The 21,667-nt window shown below is 52.4% G+C and carries 16 protein-coding genes; 2 read left to right on the top strand and 14 right to left on the bottom strand.

What is annotated here, in order from left to right:
* Window positions 1-144: 144 nt before the first annotated feature.
* From D3P07_RS07785 to leuC, 13 genes are all read right to left on the bottom strand, one after another.
* Window positions 145-1,416, bottom strand: a complete 1,272-nt coding sequence (locus tag D3P07_RS07785; RefSeq protein WP_310732538.1) for a M14 family metallopeptidase — start codon at window positions 1,414-1,416, stop codon at window positions 145-147.
* A 37-nt stretch (window positions 1,417-1,453) separates the two neighbouring features.
* Window positions 1,454-1,732 (bottom strand): YqkE family protein, encoded by a 279-nt coding sequence (locus tag D3P07_RS07780; RefSeq protein WP_119799619.1) that lies wholly within the window; start codon window positions 1,730-1,732, stop codon window positions 1,454-1,456.
* 10 nt (window positions 1,733-1,742) lie between these two features.
* On the bottom strand, window positions 1,743-2,927 hold the full coding sequence (purT, locus tag D3P07_RS07775) for a formate-dependent phosphoribosylglycinamide formyltransferase (protein WP_119799618.1): 1,185 nt from the start codon (window positions 2,925-2,927) through the stop codon (window positions 1,743-1,745).
* 155 nt (window positions 2,928-3,082) lie between these two features.
* Entirely contained in the window at window positions 3,083-4,906 is a 1,824-nt protein-coding gene (locus D3P07_RS07770; protein WP_119799617.1) for an ABC transporter ATP-binding protein, read from the bottom strand.
* Window positions 4,903-6,699 (bottom strand): ABC transporter ATP-binding protein, encoded by a 1,797-nt coding sequence (locus tag D3P07_RS07765; RefSeq protein ID WP_119799616.1) that lies wholly within the window; start codon window positions 6,697-6,699, stop codon window positions 4,903-4,905. Before D3P07_RS07765 ends, D3P07_RS07770 begins: the two co-directional genes overlap by 4 nt.
* A 326-nt stretch (window positions 6,700-7,025) precedes the next feature.
* Window positions 7,026-10,748: a dynamin family protein gene (locus D3P07_RS07760; RefSeq protein ID WP_259391387.1), complete on the bottom strand. Its 3,723-nt coding sequence runs from the start codon at window positions 10,746-10,748 to the stop codon at window positions 7,026-7,028.
* Window positions 10,749-10,769: 21 nt separating this feature from the next.
* Complete coding sequence (locus tag D3P07_RS07755) at window positions 10,770-11,042, bottom strand: NAD/NADP transhydrogenase alpha subunit (RefSeq protein ID WP_119799614.1); 273 nt, start codon at window positions 11,040-11,042, stop codon at window positions 10,770-10,772.
* 6 nt (window positions 11,043-11,048) lie between these two features.
* Window positions 11,049-11,744 carry an endonuclease III gene (gene nth / locus D3P07_RS07750; RefSeq protein ID WP_119799613.1) on the bottom strand — a complete coding sequence of 232 codons (696 nt, stop codon included), beginning with the start codon at window positions 11,742-11,744 and terminating at the stop codon, window positions 11,049-11,051.
* Between the two features lie 162 nt (window positions 11,745-11,906).
* The gene (locus D3P07_RS07745; RefSeq protein ID WP_119799612.1) at window positions 11,907-14,003 is read right to left on the bottom strand and encodes an S-layer homology domain-containing protein; all 2,097 of its coding nucleotides are present in this window, start codon (window positions 14,001-14,003) and stop codon (window positions 11,907-11,909) included.
* Between the two features lie 49 nt (window positions 14,004-14,052).
* Window positions 14,053-14,652, bottom strand: coding sequence for a GerMN domain-containing protein (locus tag D3P07_RS07740; protein ID WP_119799611.1), 600 nt, complete (start codon window positions 14,650-14,652; stop codon window positions 14,053-14,055).
* A gap of 19 nt (window positions 14,653-14,671) precedes the next feature.
* A complete protein-coding gene (locus D3P07_RS07735; protein ID WP_182914218.1) occupies window positions 14,672-16,093 on the bottom strand; it encodes an N-acetylmuramoyl-L-alanine amidase in 1,422 nt (473 codons plus the stop codon).
* Window positions 16,094-16,248: 155 nt separating this feature from the next.
* Window positions 16,249-16,848: a 3-isopropylmalate dehydratase small subunit gene (gene leuD / locus D3P07_RS07730; protein WP_119799609.1), complete on the bottom strand. Its 600-nt coding sequence runs from the start codon at window positions 16,846-16,848 to the stop codon at window positions 16,249-16,251.
* A 31-nt stretch (window positions 16,849-16,879) separates the two neighbouring features.
* A complete protein-coding gene (gene leuC, locus D3P07_RS07725; RefSeq protein WP_119799608.1) occupies window positions 16,880-18,295 on the bottom strand; it encodes a 3-isopropylmalate dehydratase large subunit in 1,416 nt (471 codons plus the stop codon).
* 179 nt (window positions 18,296-18,474) lie between these two features.
* On the opposite strand from leuC, the gene D3P07_RS07720 reads away from it, so the two are divergent.
* A complete protein-coding gene (locus D3P07_RS07720; protein WP_119799607.1) occupies window positions 18,475-19,368 on the top strand; it encodes a LysR family transcriptional regulator in 894 nt (297 codons plus the stop codon).
* A gap of 865 nt (window positions 19,369-20,233) precedes the next feature.
* Here D3P07_RS07720 and D3P07_RS07715 read toward each other — a convergent pair.
* Complete coding sequence (locus tag D3P07_RS07715) at window positions 20,234-21,037, bottom strand: carbon-nitrogen family hydrolase (RefSeq protein ID WP_119799606.1); 804 nt, start codon at window positions 21,035-21,037, stop codon at window positions 20,234-20,236.
* A gap of 125 nt (window positions 21,038-21,162) precedes the next feature.
* Between D3P07_RS07715 and D3P07_RS07710 the strand changes: the two genes are divergently transcribed.
* Complete coding sequence (locus tag D3P07_RS07710; protein WP_119799605.1) at window positions 21,163-21,639, top strand: hypothetical protein; 477 nt, start codon at window positions 21,163-21,165, stop codon at window positions 21,637-21,639.
* Window positions 21,640-21,667: the final 28 nt, after the last annotated feature.

Below are 21,667 nucleotides of genomic sequence, written 5' to 3'. Positions count from 1 at the left end.
TCTTCTATCGTGTCAGATGTTACCATGGTTTGCATTTCCGCCGCGCCTTATGCCATGCGAACGAAAAAAAAGATGCGCAAAGCGCATCTTGCAGAAGCATCATCCGCTTGTTGAATCCAATCATCGGCAGGCGTTTTTCTCCCGTTATTGCGTGATTGCAACCCGCATAATGCTGGATGCTGCATCGTAGATTCGGTCGTACTGCTCGAGAGGAAGCGGGTTGGTCCCTCTGCCTAGCTCGATCGTAAATCCCGGCCTCCGCCAATCCTGAATGAACCAGTCCTTATAGCCGGCCTTGCTGTCCACATTCCGAACGGACTCGTAGCCGCTCGCTTCCGCGAAAGCCGCAGCCAATGCTTCCGACTCCGGCGGCTCCAAGCCTTCAAAGCCCCAGAAGAAAACTTCCCCTTGCGTATGGAAGGCCACTACCCGCGCGAACGAATCCCTTCGGGTCAGCTCCGCCAGCGCCTGCACCTCTGGCTCAGTCAGCGGCGATGTGCCCGAGAAGTCCCGCGGAGCAGGGGACTGGGGCCCAGCGGCTGCATCACGTTCCCACAGAGCCGGGAATTGTTTGTTCAGATCGACGCCTCTTATGTTGGCCTTCCAGCCGCTAAAGTCCATGCTGCCTTCATTAATGGCAAGCACCTCACTGCGGACCGGCTCGGCTTCCGGCAGTCCGCTGACTACCAAATCCACCCCGTCGGGATTCAACATTGGAACCACCGAAAGCGTCACAGCCAAATACGGGGCGTACATGGCTATTCCGTTCCAGTCTGTACTATTCGTAACAGCCATTGCGTATTCGTTCAGAAACTGGACAAGCACCGGAGTCGTAATCCATTCATTCGCATGAATGGAACCGTTCGCGTGCATCATCCGCTCGCCGCTGCCGATCCTGATTTCCGTTATAGGCTTGCCCATTACGCTGTTGCCGATCGAGGAGCGTCTGAGGAACGGATAGACCGCAACCAGTCTGCCGAGATCCTCTTCCAGCGCAGCAACATTATAAGTGCGCTGCGGATTGGTAACCAGCTCCGTGACACGTCTTGGCAGCCGTATCGTTTCGCCCACCTGCAGGTTGTTGCTTTGCAGTCCCGGATTGGTCTGCAGCAGCAGCTCCGCCGATATGCCGTTGCGCGATGCGATACGCCATAACGAATCTCCGCTTGCAATGCGGTATTCTAGCCATTCGAATCCCGGTATTTGAACGGTTTGGCCGATGTACAGCGCCTCCGGTTCAATCCCCGGATTGGAATCCACGATTAGACGAAAGGGTACACCGAAGAGAATGCTGTACTTCCATAACGAATCTCCGTTTCTTACCGTAACCTGCATGACGCTGACTCCTCCTTCATCCCCGCCTGCTTTCATTAGAATAAAGTATGGGCCTGTGCCCCGATTGGTTCCTTGGCACAAAGAAAGCCCCCCGCACGATGGCGGAAGGCTCACGATCTCATTTATATTTGCTCCAGTTATTGTCGCTGTTCTCCAGCAAGTAAGAGAAATCATTTTCCAGACGCTTCTTCTCTTGCTTCTTCGCCTCTTCCTCTTGCAAGCGCTGCTGCTCCTTGCGCTTAGCCTCAGCCTGCTTCAGGTCCTCTGCCTGTGCTTTCAGCTTTTGCAGCGTATCTGCGCCCAGCAAATCCTTCAGCGTAGCGCCTGAAGTCTCCGAATGCGCTTGCTCGCCGCTGCGTCTCGGCTGCGATTGCTGTTGCTTGCCCTTCTTTGCCATGTTGCTTCACCTACTCGTTCTCGTATTGAATATGCAGCGATTCCGCCGCCCTGCGCGCAAGCGCACGTGCCGACTCCGTATCGGAAGCCGTGCTTAGAGCTACAGCCATGCGCCGGCCAACCTTCGTCTCCGGCTTGCCGAACAAGCGGACTTGCGTATTCGGTACAGCCAGTGCGTCCTCCAATCCGCCGATGCGAAACGATTGCGATTCGCGATCCGCTTTGAGCGTATGCGAAGCGCCCGGCGACAGTAGTCGGATCGTCGGAATCGGATAGCCCAGTATCGCCCGGATATGCAAGGCGAACTCCGACAGATCTTGTGTCGCCATCGTAACCATACCTGTATCATGCGGACGCGGTGATACCTCGCTGAAGAGGACGCCGTCCTTCGTCAGGAACAGCTCGACACCATATAAGCCATAGCCGCCCAGCTCTTCCGTAATGCGATACGCAATCTCTTCCGCTTGGCGGATCTGCGTGACTGTCATGTCATGCGGCTGCCATGACTCGATATAGTCTCCGTCCTTCTGCACATGTCCGATTGGCGCACAGTAGCTGGTGCCGTTCACCGAACGAATCGTCAGAAGCGTAATCTCGGACTCAAACGTCACGAAGCCTTCTACAATTATACGGCTCTTCTTGGCGCGGCCGCCTTCCATCGCATAGTTCCAGCAGCTCTCCAGCTCGGCTTCGGAACGGCATACGCTCTGTCCTTTGCCCGAAGAACTCATAATCGGCTTAATCACGCACGGATAACCAAGCACGTCAGCCGCTGCTCTCAGCTCCTCCAACGTATCGGCAAAGCGATAGGGCGCTGTCGGCAAGCTCAGCGTCTCGGCAGCCAGCCGGCGGATTCCCTCACGGTCCATTGTCAATCGCGCCGCCCGGGCAGTCGGAATGACGCGGTGACCTTCACTCTCCAGCGCAAGCAGCGTCTCGGTCGCAATAGCTTCGATCTCCGGCACAATAAAGTCCGGCTTCTCCTGCTCGATGATACGGCGAATGCCATCACCGTCAAGCATATCAACCACATAGCTGCGATGTGCAACCTGCATGGCCGGCGCGTTCGCATAACGGTCTACCGCGATCGTCTCTACGCCCAGTCGCTGCGCTTCAAGAACGACCTCCTTGCCTAATTCTCCCGATCCCAATAAAAGCACTTTACGAGCATTCGATGTTAAAGGTGAGCCATACATATAAGAAAAGAACCTCCTGGAACATCTTCGTCTGCTTTCCCTCGAAATAGCGAGAACGGCTTCAGACAAAAACGGTTTTCTTCCATTGTGGAGGTTCTTTTGCGAAAAATCAATATAAACAAACAGATAAGTGCTGAATCGTTCGGACTTTCGAGCTATAAATAGCGATATTGTGCTTCAATCAAGCCATGATATACGCCTTTTTTCATCATTAGCGCTTCATGATTGCCTTGTTCCACAATTTTGCCGTGATCGAGCACAATAATATCGTCGGCATGGCGAATCGTAGACAAGCGATGTGCAATCATAAAGGATGTGCGGCCGGCCAGCAGCGTCTTCAACGCTTCCTGAATTTTCAGCTCTGTCTCCGTATCGATGCTTGCCGTCGCTTCATCGAGTATCAAAATCTGCGGATCCGCCAGCAATGCGCGAGCGAATGACAGCAGCTGCCGCTGTCCCATAGAAAGCATATTGCCCCGCTCCTCGACCTCTGTCTCATACCCGTCAGGCAACGACATAATGAAGTCATGGGCGTGCACGGCTTTCGCCGCATCCTCAATCTCCGTATCGGTCGCGTTCAATCGGCCGTACCGAATGTTGTCGCGTATCGTACCCGCGAAGATAAAGGTGTCCTGCAGCACGATACCGACCTGCGAGCGAAGGCTCTCAATCGAGACATCGCGAATGTCGATTCCATCGATAAGCACCCGGCCTTGAACGGGATCATAGAATCGGCATAGCAGGTTGATAATCGTACTTTTGCCGGAGCCGGTATGGCCGACGAGAGCGATCGATTGCCCCGCCTTTACGTCGATGCTTACGCCCTTCAGCGCCGGTCTGTCTTTCTCATATTCGAAGATGATTTGATCGAACTTGACATCGCCCTTGATCGCAGGAAGCGGCTTTGCGTCCTTACGCTCCGCTACCGTCGTCTCCTCATCAATAAATTCGAAGATCCGCTCCGAGGAGGCCATGGCGATCAGCAGCTGAGAATACATCTGGCCCAATCGGTTGATCGGCTCCCAGAAGTTGCCGATATAGTTGGCGAAAGCGAACAGGAGGCCAATCGTAATGACGTTAGTCTGGATGAGATGAGTGCCATACCAGAACAGGATGCATGTGCCGATCGCGGCTGTCACTTCAATGACGGGACCGAAGGCCTGGTTCAGTGCGGATGCTTTGTTCCAAGACTTGATATTGTCCGTGTTCATATGGTTGAAGAAGCCCATGTTGTCTTTCTCTTGAACGTAAGCTTGCGTGACCTTCATCCCTTGAATACTTTCGTTCAAATGGGCATTGATCCTCGATTGCTTCATCCGTACATCTTGCCAAGCGAAGCGGATGCGCTTGCGCAAGGAGGTCGACACGATGAACATAATCGGAACGGTAATCATGACGGCCAGACCCAGCTTGACGTTCAGCACCAGCAAAATAATGACGATACCCACGAGCTGGATGCAATCCATCAGAAGATTGACAACACCGTTCGTGAACAAGTCTTGCAAAGCATTGACATCATTCGTGACACGAACGAGAACGGAACCTGCCGGACGCTTGTCATAGAAGCGGAAGGACAGCTTCTGTATATGCTGGAACAAATGGTTGCGCAGATCGTAGATGACCTTTTGCCCGATGATGCTTGTATATTTGATCCGGTACCGGTTGGACGCCCATTGCACAATATACAGCGCCAGCATAAGACCGCCGATTACCGCCAGCATGCCAGTGCTCTTGGAGCCCTTTTCCGCATCCAGTATGCTGTCGATGACATAGAGCATCAGGAAAGGAATGGCAAGCCTGGTCAGCGTACCGATGATCATCATCACGATGACAGGCATCAGCTCTCGCTTGTACGGTATCATGTACGTATAGAGACGGCGCAGCTGCGCCCAGTTAAACGGCTTTTCGATTGCTTCGTCGTCCTGGTAGACGAAGCGTTCATTACGGCTTCGCCCTTTGGCGGATGCTTTTGCACTCATTTTGCGTTGCTCCTTCTCCGGTCTTGAATATCAATCACGGCGTATTCACTTTCTTCGTCATTCACGTAGTCCGCGTATTGGATTTTATACGTTTCGCGGTAAGGACCCTTCTGGGCAATGAGCTCAGCATGGCTGCCGCGCTGTACGATATGCCCTTTGTCGAGCACGATAATTTCATCAGCGTGACGCAAGGAGGAGATGCGGTGAGCAATAATGAACGTCGTGCGTCCCGCCATCAGTTCCTTGAAGCCCGCTTGTATCTCGTGCTCCGTCTCCATGTCAACTGCGCTTGTCGCATCGTCCAGAATCAGGATCCGAGGGTTCTTAATCAGCGCGCGCGCAATGGCGATACGCTGCTTCTGTCCGCCGGACAAGCCCATGCCCCGCTCCCCGACAATCGTATCGTAGCCCAGCGGCAGCTCCATGATGAAATCATGCGCTTTGGACAGCTTCGCGGCATACTCGATTTGCTCTTGCGTCACATCCCGGATACCGTAAGCGATATTGTCGCGGATCGATGCCGAGAACAGGAACGTCTCCTGGAAGACCGGCGCAATCTGGCGTCTAAGCGACGCTACATCCAGATGTTTGATGTCCATGCCATCCAGCGTAATGCGGCCATTTTTCACATTATAAGCACGCATGAGAAGCTGTATGATCGTAGATTTGCCCGCCCCTGTGCCGCCCAAGAGACCAATCACCGATCCCTCTGGCGCATCAATGTCAATGGATGTCAGAGCTGCGGATTTGTCCGGATAATTAAAGGTGACATTTTCGAACCGGACATGTCCTTTCACGCTGCGTGGGTCGAGCTCTATGGCATCCTTAACGTTTTTCACATGCACATGCTCGTTCAGAAGGCCCAGCACGCGTTCCCCCGACGCTTTGAACTGCGTGTAGTTATTAATATGGAAGCCGAGTCCCCACATCGGGCCGATAATGTACCAGATCAAGCTGAAGAAGGCTACGAACTCACCCAGCAGCAGCGAACCGTTAATGACCATGATTCCGCCAGTAATGAGCAGGATCACTGCACTCATGTTGGCCACAAGCTCCATGACCGGGAAGAATTTCGCCCAGATCCTCGCTGCCCCCACCTGGTTCGTCTGATACGCTTCGCTGCGTACAGAGAATTTCGTCACTTCATGTGTTTCGCGGGCGAAAGACTTGACTGTGCGCACACCTGTTATATTCTCTTGGACAGCCGTCGTAAGGTTGCTCATCGCTTGGCGCATCTCGCGGAACGCCGGATGAATAAGCTTCTCGAAGCGAAGCGCCAAAATCGCCAAGATCGGGATCGGAACCAGCGTAATCAGCGTCAGCTGCCAATTCAGGTACAGCATCATGGCTCCGCCAAAGGCAATCATGAGCACCATATTCAAAATTTGAGCGAAGCCGAATCCGATAAAGTTGCGGATCGCCTCCAGGTCCGCTGTAAGCCGCGACATCAGATCGCCTGTCTTTGCCTTGTCATAATATTGAAAGGATAAGGTTTGAAGCTTATCGTACAAGGCATTGCGCAAGCGGAAGGCAACCCTGTTGCCCAGTCTCCCGCCAAAAAAGCCGTGCAAGAATTGGTTGAGCGCTTTCAAAGAAATGACTCCCACGACAATGAGCGCGAGCTGCGGTACAAGCTCGAACTTCTTCGGTGTAATGACATCATCGATCAGATAACGCAATAGATTCGGATAGACAAGCCCGAGCGCCGTTGCGACCATCAAAAATAAGATCGATGCAATTAAGTACTTTCTCTCCGGCATATAAAAAGCCTTTAATTGCCTCAGTACGTCCAACGAAATCCATCTCCCCATCTCTGTTATGTAAGCATGAATGAATCTTATCAGCATCGGTATAGAGGAGCAAATTCGATAATTTTGCGAATTTTTAAGTAGAAGCGCTTAAAGTCGCTCTAGCTGTATTGGAAACGGTTAAAGCTCCCAAATCGTCCCGAATCGATACCATAATGTGCGTATTACTCCGTTTTTGCATATTTTCACACTAAATGGTGAAAACTTTTTTCCAGTTCAGGTAATGGTCTGCGAAAAAAAGAATGCTTTCCCGGAAAAGAAATTCCGAGAAAGCATTCCATGAAACGGATGGGACAATTACACTCCCCTCCTTATGCTTGAATCGCAGCAAGCTTCGCATGAAGCTTCTTTAACTCTTCCAATTGTCCGCTGTCCGTGAGCGTTGCGCGCTTCCCATCGGCAAAGGCTACCATATCCTTCTTCAAGTAGCCGCCAGCCTGCCCGGCAGCCTCTTGCCAAACACGCTCATAATGAACGGTCCAATCCGCAATGACGCCATCCATCCAGCGTTGAAGCTCAGGTGCAATCAGCGTCTCCAGCTCCTTGCGCAGCTTAGTCTTGCCCTCTCCTTCGAAGAACTGTCGAGGCGATTTGAATCGGCTCCACAGCCACTTCGCATCCATATCCTCCGCTTCCCAATCCTTCGCTTGCTGAGGAGTCTGCACGTTCTCAGCCGGGTAAGGCGCCGGAAGGTAATCCGCAAGCAGCGCAGTCAACTCATCGCTGCAGCGATCGTATTGCTTCTTCAGAGCGGCATGCAAGGCGCGCTCCATTCGGAGCGTTGTGGCCAGCAGCTCCTGTGACAGCTCGCGCTGCATCAATCTTTGCAGCTCCAGCCATGAAGTCCATACGACGCGTCGCAAATCACGGCCATCGTCCTGCAAGGAAGCTGGATTGTAAGCCAGATGATAAAATTCCCCGAATCGGTATTGAAGCCTCTGGATGACATAATAGAGCAGTTCGTTAATTTCCTGCTTCAATCCTTGCGGGATATCACTTTCAGCCATAGTGTCGACAAGCGCCTCGGATTGCCGGGCCGCATCGTCCAGCTGGCGCAGCTGCGCTTCGCGCTGTGAAGCGTCGCCTTCTGCTCCACGCACCCAGCCGCTTACTGTACCTATCGTACGAGCCAGCTCCTGGTATGCGGATTCCACCGCGAGCCGTCCGAGATCATTGGTAATAAAAGATAGGAAAGCCGATTCCAATTGCGGCATGCGAGACCGGCTCTGCAGCCCCTGATCGGCATCCATCTTGCCGTCAAGCGCTTCGATACTGGATACCGGGAACAATCTCGGCGAGCGGATTGCATGCTGCAGCAGGTTGGCTTCCACATGCGCAAGTACGCCCTCCAGCTCCTCCTCATCTGCGGCCAAGTCCGCCGCATTGACGACGAAAAACATTTTATCCAGCTCAAACTGGTCCTTCACACGTCCCAGCTGATCAAGGAACTGGCGATCCGCTTGCGAGAACGCATGATTATAATAGGTTACGAACAGAACTGCGTCAGCGTTTTTAATATAATTGAAGGCCACACCTGTATGGCGCGCATTGACAGAGTCTGCCCCTGGCGTATCGACCAGCACAATGCCTTCGGCCGTTAATGCGCATTCGTAATGAAAGTCGATCTCGCTAACGAAGCAAGAACGGGATTCTTCAGCGACATATCTTGCATATTCCGCCCGATCGGTCTTCAGCTCCTTGCCGAGCAGCTGCTCATGCTGCTCCCAGCCCTGTCGCGCCGCGCGCAGGAAGCTGTAATGAGGCCGACCTCCTGCGCCGATGGACTGCGGCGTCAGCTTGTCGATCGCCTTCAAGATGGATGCTGCATCCGGCATCTGAGCTTCGGAGGCTTGCTCGCCGAGCAGCGCTAGAGAATAGCGCAAGTCGGCTAGCACAGCCTCCCTGCTCTTCATGACAACACGCGCTTCACCGTGGCCGTATTCCGCTGTAGGCGGCATCAGCCGGTTAATCGCCGCCGTCGTCGGATTCGGAGACACCGGCAATACGGCGTCGCCGATCAAAGCGTTCGCCAGCGATGACTTGCCGGCGCTGAATGCGCCGAATAACGCAACTGTAAACCGGCTGCTCTGCAGGCGTTCTGCCTTCTCGCGCATCGCAAGGGCAGCCGAACGAAGCGCTGCTTGCCCAGAGATCAGTTCAGCCGCTTGGATCAGCTTGCCCGCCGCTTCTCCCTGCTTGGACCGAACGGCTTCCTTACTCGCTCCTGGCGCAGCCTCGCGGCTAAGATGCACACCTGCTTCCAGCGTCGCCGCCACTTGGCTTGCTGGATGTTCCGTGTCAGGGCGCGAGGCAGCAGACGTTGCCTGCGCATGCGCCCCCTTCACAGCAGCAGAGCCGTCAGGCTGGGCAGATGTGTCGCCGCTATTCGTTGGTGTGAGTGACTCTGCCGCAGCAGGCTTAGGCAGCACAGGCGCCGTTATCGGGGCTGGCAGCATCCGCCGCATCCCTGCTGCATCCAGCTCCAGCTTCTCAGTCATGCTCTCCAGCTCATGGATCGCCTTGGCTTGGCTTTGTACTTCCGCGAGGCGACGCTCCGCCTCTGCGCGCTCCGCCTCGCTAGCCGCAGAAGCGCTGACAGCCAGCTCGTCAATGACGTCAAGCGCGCGCTGCCGATAGACACTCTTGATGTCTGCTGCTAAGTCCTTGCTGAACGTCATCGTATATTCGTTCCCCATCACAGCTCCAGCCTTTACCCTGCCGATCAGCCAATTGCCGTCCGGCGTCCAAGAAAGCTCCGACGCCAGATTAGCCTCCAGCTTCTCCTGGTTATAGCTCGCGGACTCTGCAGCTTTGCGCAGCAGTTGCTTGACATGCCATTCGATCGACGCGCTCACAAGACTGGACAGTTCCGCCCGGAAGGCTTCCAGCCTTCTCTCCTGCTCGGCAGCCGTCTTCGCGCCAGCGAATAGAAGCCCCGTCTTAAAGCCAGGCTTGCGGCTCTCCAGGAAGGCATGAGCCAAATCGCGCAGCGGCGCCGGCGTAATATTCGCATTATCCAGCAGCGATTGAAGCTCCACTCGCAATTTCGTCCGATACACCTCTTGCTGGGCAGCAAGGTTATCGATTCGCGCTCGAAGCTCCTGCAGCTCGCCAGACACTGCCGCCATAGCTTCTTCACCGCCGGCCTCTGCAATTAGACGCTCGCGCTCCGGCTCCTGGCACTCCTCGCGCCACTTCAAGTGGGTCTCAGCCAAATGTCTCAGCGAAGCGTCCACGCTATAGGCGCATAGCTCCTCGCGCTGCTCGGCAAGCCTGCCAATCAGCCCAATAAGCTTATGCCATTCATGATGGGGATGCTCCGGTTTTCTAAGCGACAAATACAGTATCCCGGCGGGCTCCAAATGCCAAGCCTGGAACGCTTCTTCTACGCTATTGCGATATTCAGAGAAGCTAAGCTCCCTGTCACGATGCTTATCGATTTGATTGACAATAAAGTATAAGGGTTTGCCCCAATCCTTCAATTCCTTGGCAAACGCAAAGTTGATTTCGGATTGGACATGATTGTAATCCATCACATAAAAGACGACATCCGCCAAATGCAGCGCCGATTCTGTAGACATCCGGTGCGCAGCGTCTGTCGAGTCGATGCCTGGCGTATCAAGCAGCACCGTCTTATCGCCCAGCAATTCGCTTGGGTAGACAATCGATACTGACGTATATTGCTCGCCATCCACGCAATATTGGTCAAGCTCGCCAATTGGAACTTCTGCTTGAATTGTAGTACCGTCTTCCGTTACTTTCTCAACTTCCGCATAAGCCCGCTCGCCGCCCCGAATGGAAACGACGTTAGCGCTGGTCGGAATCGGGCTGGATGGAAGCAGCTGAGCCCCGCAAAGCCGATTGACCAGCGTTGATTTACCTGCCGAGAAATGACCGCATAACGCAACAGTAAGCCGACCTTCGGTCAGCTTACTCGTTAACTCACGCGCCTGCCGCGCGCGTATAGGGTCTCCTGTCTCGGCCATTGCGGCGCTTGCGGTCCGAAGTGCTTCCGCTATGCCTTGTACCGTCATGACTGTCATCTCCTGAGAATCCTAGACGGCTTCCTCTTCGTCAGTCGGCAGGCAAATTTCAAATACATTGCCATGCTGGAGAATCATAATGTTGCGTTCCTTCTCCTTCATGACGACAACCTCTGGCTTCGTGCGCATACGATCAATATATTGATCAGGCACATCGCCCGAGCCGCTTACCGTAATGCCTTCGATTACGATATCTTCGTTTTCTTGCGGCGGAGATTCAAGCACTTGCTCATAAATATCGGAAAAAAGCTCAAAGTTGTTCGTGTACACGGAAATGCATTTCATGATTCATCATCCTTCATTGGCTAATTTAGTTTTTTTACCTTTATTTTTGGTCTTAACCGCTGGCTTCATACGCGCTTTTCCTTCTTTGCATATATCCAGCAAGGGACATACGGGACATTGCGGGTTTTGTGCCTTGCAATGATATCGTCCAAAAAAAATGAGTCGGTGGTGGGTAATCGTCCATTCCTCTTTCGGAACAAGCTTCATCAGCTTCTGTTCGACAGCGAGCACCGTATCATCAGGCTTGGCTACAGCAAGCCGCTTTGACACTCGTTCAACATGCGTATCGACCGCAATTGCCGGTACGCCGAATGCATTGGACATTACGACGTTAGCTGTCTTGCGCCCAACGCCGGGAAGCTCAGTTAATCCTTCGTGACTGGCAGGTACCTCACCCTCATACTTATCAATCAGTATGCGGCACAACTTCTGTATATTGGAAGCCTTGCTTCGGAACAACCCGATTCGGCGAATATCGCCTTCCAGCTCCTCCAGAGGCACGCTCAAGTAATCCTCGGGCGTCTTGTACTTCTGGAACAACCCTGCCGTAACCTTGTTGACCGTCTCGTCTGTACACTGAGCAGAAAGCAGCACGGCGATGGTCAGCTCGAACGGATTGTCATGAATAAGCTCGCAATGCGCGTCCGGGAACATCTCCGCTATGGTATCCAATATATGACGCATCTTCTGCTTCGCACTCATGATCTGCCTCCAGTTTAACACTATCGTTCAAAGTGTAGCGAAATTTGACACGCTACGCAACCATAAATCCGCATAATTCCATAAAAAAACTGCCCATAGGGGCAGTTTTTTTCACAAAACGTTCCTCCTTTTATAGGAATTATGGCTTAAGCGGTGTTTTTCCTATCCGTTGGAGGTTGTTGTTGCGCTTTGCAGCTTCTCCAGCGTCGAACCTACAAACGTTGCATTGACTTTATCGCCAGCCTTGAATTGGCTGAACGCGCCTTTCGTACCGTCGGCTTTGAAGATATCAATGGTAGCTGTAGACAAATCGAACGCCGCTTGCGTTCCTGTTTTGACTTTCAATTTTTTGTTCACCGAATCTACAGACACAATTTCGTATTGGATGTTCTGATGGATTTTGATTTGATAGATTAGGAATTGATCGTATTCCAGATCAAGCGTTATCGTTGCGCCTTTCAACAAGTCGCTCAGGCTAGCAGTCGGCTTGTCTTTCAGCTCAACATTAGATTTGGTATAAGGAACCGTAATCAGCTCACCACTAGCAATCTTGATTGTCACCTGCTGGTCCGTCTCATTCAAAGTCACAAGTTCACCAACATACTTGTCCACGAACTCCAGAATGATAATGTTATTATGGGAGTAGCTGACAACAATGTTCTTGAATTGATTGATCATTGTCATTCCTTGGTCGCGCTTCAAAGTCTCGCCACGATAGACGAATTTAGTTGCGTCCGTAATGTAAAGCGCCTGCGCATTATTGCCGTTGGAATCTACTATCGTTAATAGTTTATCATCCTGGGCACGGTTCACAATTTGCGCCGCAGTTATTTTGTTCATCTGGCGGTTCTGAACTTTAATGGAGACAACCTGCTCATTTGCATTGATTGTAAGCTCCACGACGTCCACCTTCGCGATCAAATCATTGACAGATGTGTTCGGCAATCCTTCAATTTGAACTGTAACACTCTTATCGAGGAACTTGGACACCAGAGTTTTGCCGTCTTGCAAAATCGTAATCGACTCTTTGTCCAGATTCTGCACCATTCCGCTAATCGTTGTCGTATTCGGAGCGACTGCCGTCGTGAGCTTAAGTGTGCGCGGTTCTTTCCGGAAGCTGTCCTGTACAATTGTCACTTTCGCATCGCGCCTAATCGTATCGATCGCTACCGTTTTGCCCTCGGCATCTTCAACTAGCAAAGACTCGTCATAGCTGAACAACTGCGCTTTGTTGTCGATCCATACATAAAACGTTTTGTCCGCCGCATTGAAGCGATCGAACGTTCCCGATACCGTCTTCGTATGCTGCGTATCGCTCTCTACCTCAACGTATTGCGCTACGCCGTCCTTCCCGATCACCGTCACGTCGCCATACTCAAGCAGCTGGTCCTTCGTGATCGGCTTCTCGGAATTGAAATGGAAGTATACCGTACTGGAATCCAGCGTATATGTCGTTTCTTTCCCATCCTGGTGCACAGTCAGTCCTGTAGGGGTCAGATCGGATATAACACCCGAAAGCTGGCCTTCATAGTCGACCGGATAGCTGGACTGTGCTCTGCTGAACAGAGTAGCCAAGCTGGCGCGTGTAATCGTCTTGGCAGGCTCGAAGGTTGTCTCTGTCATTCCTTTGACCAAGCCAAGCTGGAATGCTGCGTTTACAAATCCTTTATAGCGGGTACTAATGGATGAAGCATCCTGGAAATGCGAGCCCGCATTTTGCAGCTGGTTCGCTACTGCTTGCTGTCCGATTGCTTTTACGATCAATTTCGTGACCCATTCGCGGCTGGCAGGCTTGGAGCCCCACGCGTTTTCGGTATCCGCTTTGGCTAGCGCGTATTCCTCTTCGCGATCAAGCAGTCCTTCTGTAAAGGCCAGCTCGATATACGATTTGAAGAATTCACTAACTTCAAAGGATTGATCGAAAATAATCATCGAGTTGGTAGGCGCTTTGTCTATCAATCCCGCAAAGCGCAATGCCATCAATACCGCTTCCTGCTGGGACACGCTTTTCTCCGGCTTGAACGTCGACGAGCCGTCCGCCGTATTTTTATAACCGTCAATAATGCCTTGGAAATATAGCTTGGCGATATGCTTCTCAGCCCAGTGCCCGGCATTCACATCTAGAAACGGCGTTGATGCCGTAATTGCAGCGGCATGCACAGCGATAGGTGATGATAAAACGGCAGAACCGCTTCCCGTTACGAGTGTAACAGCAAGCGCTCCGGTAAGGATTTTTTTCCAGGATAATTCGATTGGCATTCAGGTCGTCTCCTTTGTCGTTATCAATATAATGTAAGTGATATGGCCCTTATCGAAGAATGGGATGCTCCAGATCGACGTGGCCCATCATGCTCTCAACCGCTTCCCCTACGACAAGGATGTCGATGCCTTCCACGAATGAGAATTGGAACAGCGTGCTCTTGAGCGTCTCGACCATCTGAAGCTCGCCGGGCGCGCCCAGTCGGGCTTCGTCCGGAATATGAATGTCCACCGTTACGATGCCTTCATTCAGATTAGCGGCCAATATATGTACGTCCTTCCATAGAGAGACGCTGCCGTCGCCGGCATCCTTTTGCAGTTCAGCTAATGCAGATTTCACAATATCCGCTTCTCCTGCATTCGGAATCGCGACTTTCCTCTCCAGCGTTTTTTCCAGTTCGGCGTCTGTTGCGTAGATCGTAATTTCCATTTGATCCGCGGCTGCGCTGGAAGGAACCGGAGTCGGCTCATTCGCGCTTTCCTCCGGTTCGTTATCCTGCTTGCCGCTCGATTCATTAGCTGTAGGGGATGCCCCGACGCCGCCTTGCGTGTCCACGTTAGTCTTCTCTTGAGCACCGCAGCCCGAAAGCGCGGCTAATACAACAAATGAAGCGATCAACACTCGAAAGGCTTGTCCGGTTTTATGCATCAGCCAGAACCTCCGCTCTCTATTTCAATTTCAAATATGCTTTAATTCCCTTGGCGACTTCCGCTCCGAACTTGTCCTGAGTGGATTCGGTAAATAGAGCTTTCGCATCGCCATCATTGGATAGGTATCCGGCTTCGATCAGTACGGCTGGCATAGTCGTCTCCTTGATAACCTTGAATGCCGCTTTCTTCACGCCGCGGTCATTCAAGCCGGTTCCGGCAAGCACGTATGGATGCAGAAAATCCGCCAGCGCCTTGCTGTTGTCCCGGTAATAGTAGGTCTCGGAGCCGTTTACGCTTGTCTTGTCATAGCTGTTGGCATGAATCGAAATAAACAAATCGGCCTTATGATCCTGCGCAAACTTGATACGGTCAGCCAGCTCAATAAACGTATCGTCTGAACGAGTCATCAGCACGTTGATGCGCTTGTCCTTCTCCAGCTCGGCCTTCAGCTTCAGCACAGCGCTCAGGTTGAATTCCTTCTCCCAGCGAGTCATCGACTTGCTGTATGCGCCCGGGTCCTTGGCGCCGTGGCCAGCATCAAGCACCACAGTGAATGGAGCTCCATTGCTGTCATCTGGCGGCGTTGTCACCGGTGGTTCTGGCTCAACCGGCGGTTCTGGTTCGGTAGGAATTTCTGCGGTTGGCATCAACGCGATATGAATGGCGTTCTCCGATTCCGACAGCACGTATCCCGTATCCTCGCCAATATTGATGACCAGTCTCGCTGTAAGCGGGTTCAATTGGAACTGGGCGTACTTGTAACCCGTGAGCAGCGGGTTGTCGGCCACTTCCACTCTTGTCTCCCCATTGAAGTAAGGCTCAAACGTCGTGTTTTTGAAATCAAAAGCAAGACGCTTAGGGTTCTCCAGCACAAGAGGTTTGACCGGCTTCTGAACATCGGTGTGGATGATCGTAATGATGGACTGCTCGTCCATCGAAACTCCTGTTATGTACCCTGTCGGCAATGGCTGCTCTGGCTCTACCGGATCAGGCTCAGCAGGCGTTTCCGGCTGAATGCGGAACATATGGACTTCCCGCTCGGCGGCTTTCCATTCAAACTCCAGTCCAAGCAGCTCGCCAACTGCTCTAACCGGCACCATCGTCCTTTGATTCATCAGCTGCGGCTTGGCGGCTATGTCCATTATGACGTCGTTTACCTTCACCATTGCTTCGCCGATAATCAGCTCGATGACAGTGCTGTCGTTCTTGACGGTCACTTTCTTCATGACGGGCTCCCATTCCACTTCATAGCCCAAACCCTCGGACAAAATGGCCAGCGGAACGAGCGTCGAACCGTTCTCGATCTTCGGATCCACATCCGACAATAACTGCGTGCCCTCCAGGAACAACTTCGGAGGCACACTGGCAGCATGTCCGACGGACGCGAACATCGTGAACAACAACGACATCAACAACATAATGGATACAGACTTTTTCATTTCCCACCTCGATGACTGAATTTCCTTCATCGAATGTGATCATTCGACATACAAGGACAATTGTATAGACGCACAGTGTCAGAAAAAGTTGCGTATAGAGGAAAAAAGAGGACAACCTCCCTCATCAGTCGGTATGTCCTCTTTGCCGGTGTGTATTAGCCTAAGCGAGCAACGTGCTTTTGCTCGTATGCTGAGATTTTGTCTTCGTGCTGAAGCGTCAGGCCGATATCGTCCAGACCTTGCAGAAGGAACTGACGACGGTGCTCGTCAAGTTCGAAAGAGAGGTCGAGACCGTATTCGTCAGTCAGCTTCTTCTTCTCCAGATCAACGTTCAGCTTGTAGCCTTCGTGCTTCGCCGTGCGCTGGAACAGATCCTCTACTTGCTCTTCGCTAAGCTTGATCGGCAGAATGCTGTTTTTAAAGCAGTTATTATAGAAGATATCTGCGTATGAAGGTGCGATAATAACCTTGAAGCCATAGTCCAGGATCGCCCACGGTGCATGCTCGCGGGACGAGCCACAGCCGAAGTTCGCTCTGGAGATCAGAACGGAAGCGCCTTGGTAACGCGGCTTGTTCGGTTCGAAATCGGCGTTTACTTCGCCGCTTTCGTGGAAGCGCCACTCGAAGAACAGAAATTGGCCAAAGCCGCTGCGCTCGATGCGTTTCAGAAATTGTTTTGGGATGATTGCGTCTGTATCTACATTGACCCGGTCAACCGGGGCAACGATTCCTGTTAATTGTTTAAATGGTTCCATGGATGATAATCCCCTCTCCTGCGATATGCGCTTAGTTCAGCACTTCCGTCTTGATTTCCCAATCGCGAACGTCAGTGAAACGACCGTTGACCGCTGCGGCTACTGCCATTGCAGGCGATACAAGATGCGTTCTTCCGCCGCGGCCTTGACGGCCCTCGAAGTTACGGTTGGAGGTCGATGCGCAGCGCTGGCCTGGCTTCAGTACGTCCGGGTTCATTGCAAGGCACATGGAGCAGCCTGCATCACGCCATTCAAATCCCGCTTCGACGAAGATTTTATCCAGTCCTTCCTTCTCTGCTTGAATCTTAACGCGGCCGGAGCCCGGAACCACGATAGCCGTTACGCGCTCGCTGACTTTGTAGCCTCTTGCGATCTCGGCAGCAGCGCGAAGGTCCTCGATACGGCCGTTTGTGCAGGAACCGATAAATACATAATCGATCTCGATTTCCGACATTGGCGTACCTGGTTTCAGGTCCATGTATTCCAATGCTTTCTCAGCTGCTTTGCGCTCGTTCTCAGTCGGAAGATCAGCCGGATTAGGCACACTGGATGTGATATCTGTACCCATGCCCGGGCTAGTTCCCCAAGTGACTTGCGGAATCAGCGAATCTACGTCAAACTCTACAACTGTATCGTAAGCTGCGCCTTCGTCCGTTGTAAGCTGCGACCATGCCGCTACCGCTTCGTCGAAGTTTGCAGGCGCGTACTCACGTCCGCGCAGATAGTTGAAGGTTGTCTCGTCCGGTGCAATCAGACCGGCGCGCGCTCCGCCTTCGATGGACATGTTGCAGACCGTCATTCGCTCTTCCATGGTCAGGGAACGAATCGACTCGCCTGTATACTCAATCACATAGCCAGTTGCGAAGTCTGTGCCGTATTTCGCGATAACGCCCAGGATCATGTCCTTTGCCGTTACGCCTGGCTTGCGGTTGCCGATGAAGCGAACTTCCATCGTTTTGGCTTTGGACTGCTGCAGACATTGCGTAGCCAGTACGTGCTCAACTTCAGAAGTGCCGATACCGAATGCCAGCGCGCCGAACGCACCGTGGGTAGATGTGTGGCTGTCGCCGCAAACGATTGTTTTGCCCGGATGAGTCAGGCCAAGCTCAGGTCCCATAACGTGAACAACGCCTTGGTCAACGCTGTCCAGGTCGAACAGCTTAACGCCGAAATCCTTACAGTTCTGAGTCAGCGTGTCTACTTGCTGCTTGGAGATCGGATCCGTGATATTGAAGCGATCCTTCGTCGGTACATTGTGGTCCATTGTTGCAAAAGTCAGGTCCGGACGGCGAACCTTGCGGCCCGACAGGCGCAAGCCCTCGAACGCTTGTGGAGACGTTACTTCGTGAACAAGCTGCAAATCGATGTAAATAACGCTTGGTTTGCCTTCTTCTTGATGAATGACGTGATTGTCCCAAATCTTCTCAAACATTGTCTTTTTCGCCATTATGCTCACCCCATGATTTCATTATTGCTTGCCGCAATAATCTGCTTTATTAATTACTGCCATCATACCATGTCTTTCTTCATTGATCTAAGATATAATATCTATAAGGACTATAGTTATTAACTATAACTCGCGTTATTTCATTTGTATAGATCGAATTTATAGGGAGGTCCATCCGGATGGAACTGCGTCAATTAAATTATGTCATCCAAATCGCCAATGAAAAAAACTTCTCCCGGGCCGCGGACAAGCTGCATATTGCGCAGCCCTCGCTTAGCCAGCAGTTGTCCAAGCTGGAGCAGGAGCTGGGTGTACTGCTGTTCCGTCGTACCACTAACTCGGTTGAGCTCACTCAGGCAGGCAAGGTATTCGTCGAGAAGTCGCAGACGATATTGGATACCGTAGAGCAGTTGAAGCAGGAGATGGACGATATGGCGCAAATGCGCAGAGGGCGTCTTGTAGTCGGCACGCTCCCGATTACGGGTTCCCACGTTCTACCGCTTGTGCTTCCTGCCTTCGGCGCGCAATATCCTCAGATCGAGGTTGTGCTCGTGGAAGAAACAACGGCCAAGCTGGAGCAATTAACCGCAAGCGGCGGTACCGACCTGAGCTTGCTCTCCCTGCCGCTTATCGATAGCTCCCTCACCTACGAGCCTTATTTGGAGGAAGAAATATGGCTTGCCGTTCCACCTCAGCATAAGCTTGTCTCCCGTCAAGAGCCCATCGAAATCAGCGAGCTGAGCGCGGAGCCGTTCATCGGGCTAAAACGCGGCCAAGGCTTCCGCCAAATTACAGTTGAGCTATGCGAAGCCGTCGGCTTCACGCCGCAAATCGTATTCGAAAGCAGCAATATCGAGACGGTGCAATCGCTGGTAGCCGGCGGCATGGGCATTGCCTTCGTACCGCGCATGCTAACCAGAACTGGCGGCGACTTTGCTCCGGTATACTTGAAGCTGAAATCCCGCCCCACCCGAACGCTTGTCGTCGCCAGCCGCAAAGGACGCTACCTGTCCAAAGCCGCTCAAGCTTTTATCACCACCCTCAATGAAACGATTAGAGTGTATCGGGGATAGCAGGGGATGCTGTAGTAGACGCGGTAGCAGGGTATGACGTTTTTTAAGGTGTGGCGATGTATGGCTCAGGTTAGTTCGTTTGAGCGGTCAGCGGTGCATTCTCGCATAGGATTGGTTGGTGTATGTATGAGCTTGATCGGTTAGCAGGTGTATGTATAAGCTGAATCGTCGAAGTAAAATAGACAGCATATATGCACATGTAAGTGCCCATATTATTAGTGAACGCATAATCTTGATGAGATTGAAACTTTTACTTAACTTGATGCACGCATGAGCTTGACTCGGACATGTTCTTAAACTAACTCAGTCCCTTGATCAAGACACAGTTTAAGGATCAAAACTGTTAACCCTTTAACCATAACCGAAACCGTAATTTGCACGTCAAAAAATCGCATTCCTTCGAGCTGTCGATCAGCTTGAATGGAGTGCGATTTTTTAAATTGCACATCTACATATGAAAGTAGGCCTGTAAGCCGAATTTCTCGGCTTGCAGGGCCGATACGCTCGGCTGCGACGCTTCTAAGCCGAGTTTCTCGGCTTGCAGGCCGATACGCGCAGCTGCGACGCTTCTAAGCCGAGTTTCTCGGCTTGCAGGCCCGATACGCTCGGCTGCGACTCTTCTAAGCCGAGTTTCTCGGCTTGCAGGCCGATACGCGCAGCTGCGGCGCTTCTAAGCCGAATTTCTCGGCTTGCAGGCCGATACGCTCGGCTGCGGCGCTTCTAAGCCGAGTTTCTCGGCTTGCAGGACCGATACGCGTAGCAGCGACGCTTCTAAGCCGAATTTCTCGGCTTGCAGGACCGATTCGCTCGGCTGCGACGCTTCTAAGCCGAATTTCTCGGCTTGCAGGCTCCCCTTCCCATCAATCTAACCTTTAAAGTACAACTGAGGCCGGCGGTCTTCGAAGACCGGAATGCGGCTGCGCACCTCACTCACCAAATCCAGGTCGATATCCGCCCATAGGATGCCCTCTTCCTCGCCCGCTTCCGCCACGATTTCGCCCCATGGATCGATGACAAGCGAATGGCCGAAGAAAGTTGTCTCGCCGCTTGTACCCATTCGATTGCACGCAACCACATACATTTGGTTTTCGATTGCTCTAGCCGTCAGCAGCGTGCGCCAGTGGTGCAGTCGGGGATTCGGCCACTCCGCTGGTACGAACAGAAGCTTGGCGCCGTCCAGCGCCAGTGTACGGGCTAATTCCGGGAATCGGATGTCGTAGCAGATCATCATGCCTGCTTGCTCGCCCTCAATGACGAGTCGTCCCGGCTTCTCCCCGGCCTGCAAATATTTCTCTTCTTCCATTAAACGGAACAAATGGATTTTGGAATAATCACCGATCCGGTTGCCCTCTCTGTCAAAAGCATAGATCGTATTGTAGACGCCGTCCGGCTTCGCTTCCGCGATGGAGCCGCCTACGATATAGATGCCATGCTGCTTGCTGAAAGCCGACAGGAACGCATTCGTCGCTTCCCCGTTCGCATCCGCCAATTGCTCAATCTCCGTCAAGGCATAACCCGTATTCCACATTTCGGGAAACATCACCACATCCGGTTTCACCTCAGCTTGAACCGCTTCCTCCAGCAAGCTTTTGAGTTTGGCCAAGTTTTGGTCAGGAAATCCCGCTTCTATATTCATTTGCAGCAAAGCAAGCCGCAATTTCTTCGTCATAAGGTGAAGCCTCCCAGTCATGTTCTTTTTCACTAATGATACCTTCTCATGGTTCTCTGTCAAGATGGGCATCGTAACGATGAAGCCTTATTCAAGAAACTACACAATAAAGGAGTTTTTCTAATATGTTGCTAGTTCGTTATCAACGATTGCTGCTTATGGCGTTCGCCGCCATCATCCTGATTGGCTTTGCCGCTCCCGCTGCATCTGCAAATGGAAGTACCGGAATCGCAACCAGCCCTGAAACCGAGCTGCGTCCCGTCCAAGTGTTCGACGTTGCCGCAGGCCGAGTCGTGAGCACTCTGCCCAATGATAAGAAGTTCCAAAAGATGGCCCTCTCCTGGACCGAATCCATTACGGGGCTCGCGCCGCAAATAACGGCAGGCCAGAACTGCAGCTATGTCTATCGCGTGCCGCTTGCCAAACCCACGACGGTCGCATCCGGCGATATCAACATCAGCACAAGCGATCTTTTCCTGTTTTATTGCAAGGACGAAGCTCCGATGCTGCTCGTTTTTGATGAGCGCCGCAAACCGTATCTCTTCTTGTTCAAAGAAGACATCGGACCGTTCATCAAAAAAGTAGGTCTTCCCGCCTCATAAAATTATAGCGCCGGCAGCGCTCCCTGCT

It is taken from the genome of Paenibacillus sp. 1011MAR3C5, assembly GCF_003591485.1.
Classification (GTDB): Bacteria; Bacillota; Bacilli; order Paenibacillales; family Paenibacillaceae; genus Pristimantibacillus.
The sequence above is the reverse complement of the archived record's forward strand: the minus strand, read 5'-3'. Positions and strand labels throughout refer to the sequence as shown.

What these genes read in the sequence shown, in the direction of transcription:
- D3P07_RS07780 (WP_119799619.1), bottom strand. Translation starts at nt 1,732, where the DNA reads ATGGCAAAGAAGGGCAAGCAACAGCAATCGCAGCCGAGACGCAGCGGC.
- purT (WP_119799618.1), bottom strand. Translation starts at nt 2,927, where the DNA reads ATGTATGGCTCACCTTTAACATCGAATGCTCGTAAAGTGCTTTTATTG.
- D3P07_RS07770 (WP_119799617.1), bottom strand. Translation starts at nt 4,906, where the DNA reads ATGAGTGCAAAAGCATCCGCCAAAGGGCGAAGCCGTAATGAACGCTTC.
- D3P07_RS07760 (WP_259391387.1), bottom strand. Translation starts at nt 10,748, where the DNA reads ATGACGGTACAAGGCATAGCGGAAGCACTTCGGACCGCAAGCGCCGCA.
- D3P07_RS07755 (WP_119799614.1), bottom strand. Translation starts at nt 11,042, where the DNA reads ATGAAATGCATTTCCGTGTACACGAACAACTTTGAGCTTTTTTCCGAT.
- nth (WP_119799613.1), bottom strand. Translation starts at nt 11,744, where the DNA reads ATGAGTGCGAAGCAGAAGATGCGTCATATATTGGATACCATAGCGGAG.
- D3P07_RS07745 (WP_119799612.1), bottom strand. Translation starts at nt 14,003, where the DNA reads ATGCCAATCGAATTATCCTGGAAAAAAATCCTTACCGGAGCGCTTGCT.
- D3P07_RS07740 (WP_119799611.1), bottom strand. Translation starts at nt 14,652, where the DNA reads ATGCATAAAACCGGACAAGCCTTTCGAGTGTTGATCGCTTCATTTGTT.
- D3P07_RS07735 (WP_182914218.1), bottom strand. Translation starts at nt 16,093, where the DNA reads ATGAAAAAGTCTGTATCCATTATGTTGTTGATGTCGTTGTTGTTCACG.
- leuD (WP_119799609.1), bottom strand. Translation starts at nt 16,848, where the DNA reads ATGGAACCATTTAAACAATTAACAGGAATCGTTGCCCCGGTTGACCGG.
- leuC (WP_119799608.1), bottom strand. Translation starts at nt 18,295, where the DNA reads ATGGCGAAAAAGACAATGTTTGAGAAGATTTGGGACAATCACGTCATT.
- D3P07_RS07720 (WP_119799607.1), top strand. Translation starts at nt 18,475, where the DNA reads ATGGAACTGCGTCAATTAAATTATGTCATCCAAATCGCCAATGAAAAA.
- D3P07_RS07715 (WP_119799606.1), bottom strand. Translation starts at nt 21,037, where the DNA reads ATGACGAAGAAATTGCGGCTTGCTTTGCTGCAAATGAATATAGAAGCG.
- D3P07_RS07710 (WP_119799605.1), top strand. Translation starts at nt 21,163, where the DNA reads ATGTTGCTAGTTCGTTATCAACGATTGCTGCTTATGGCGTTCGCCGCC.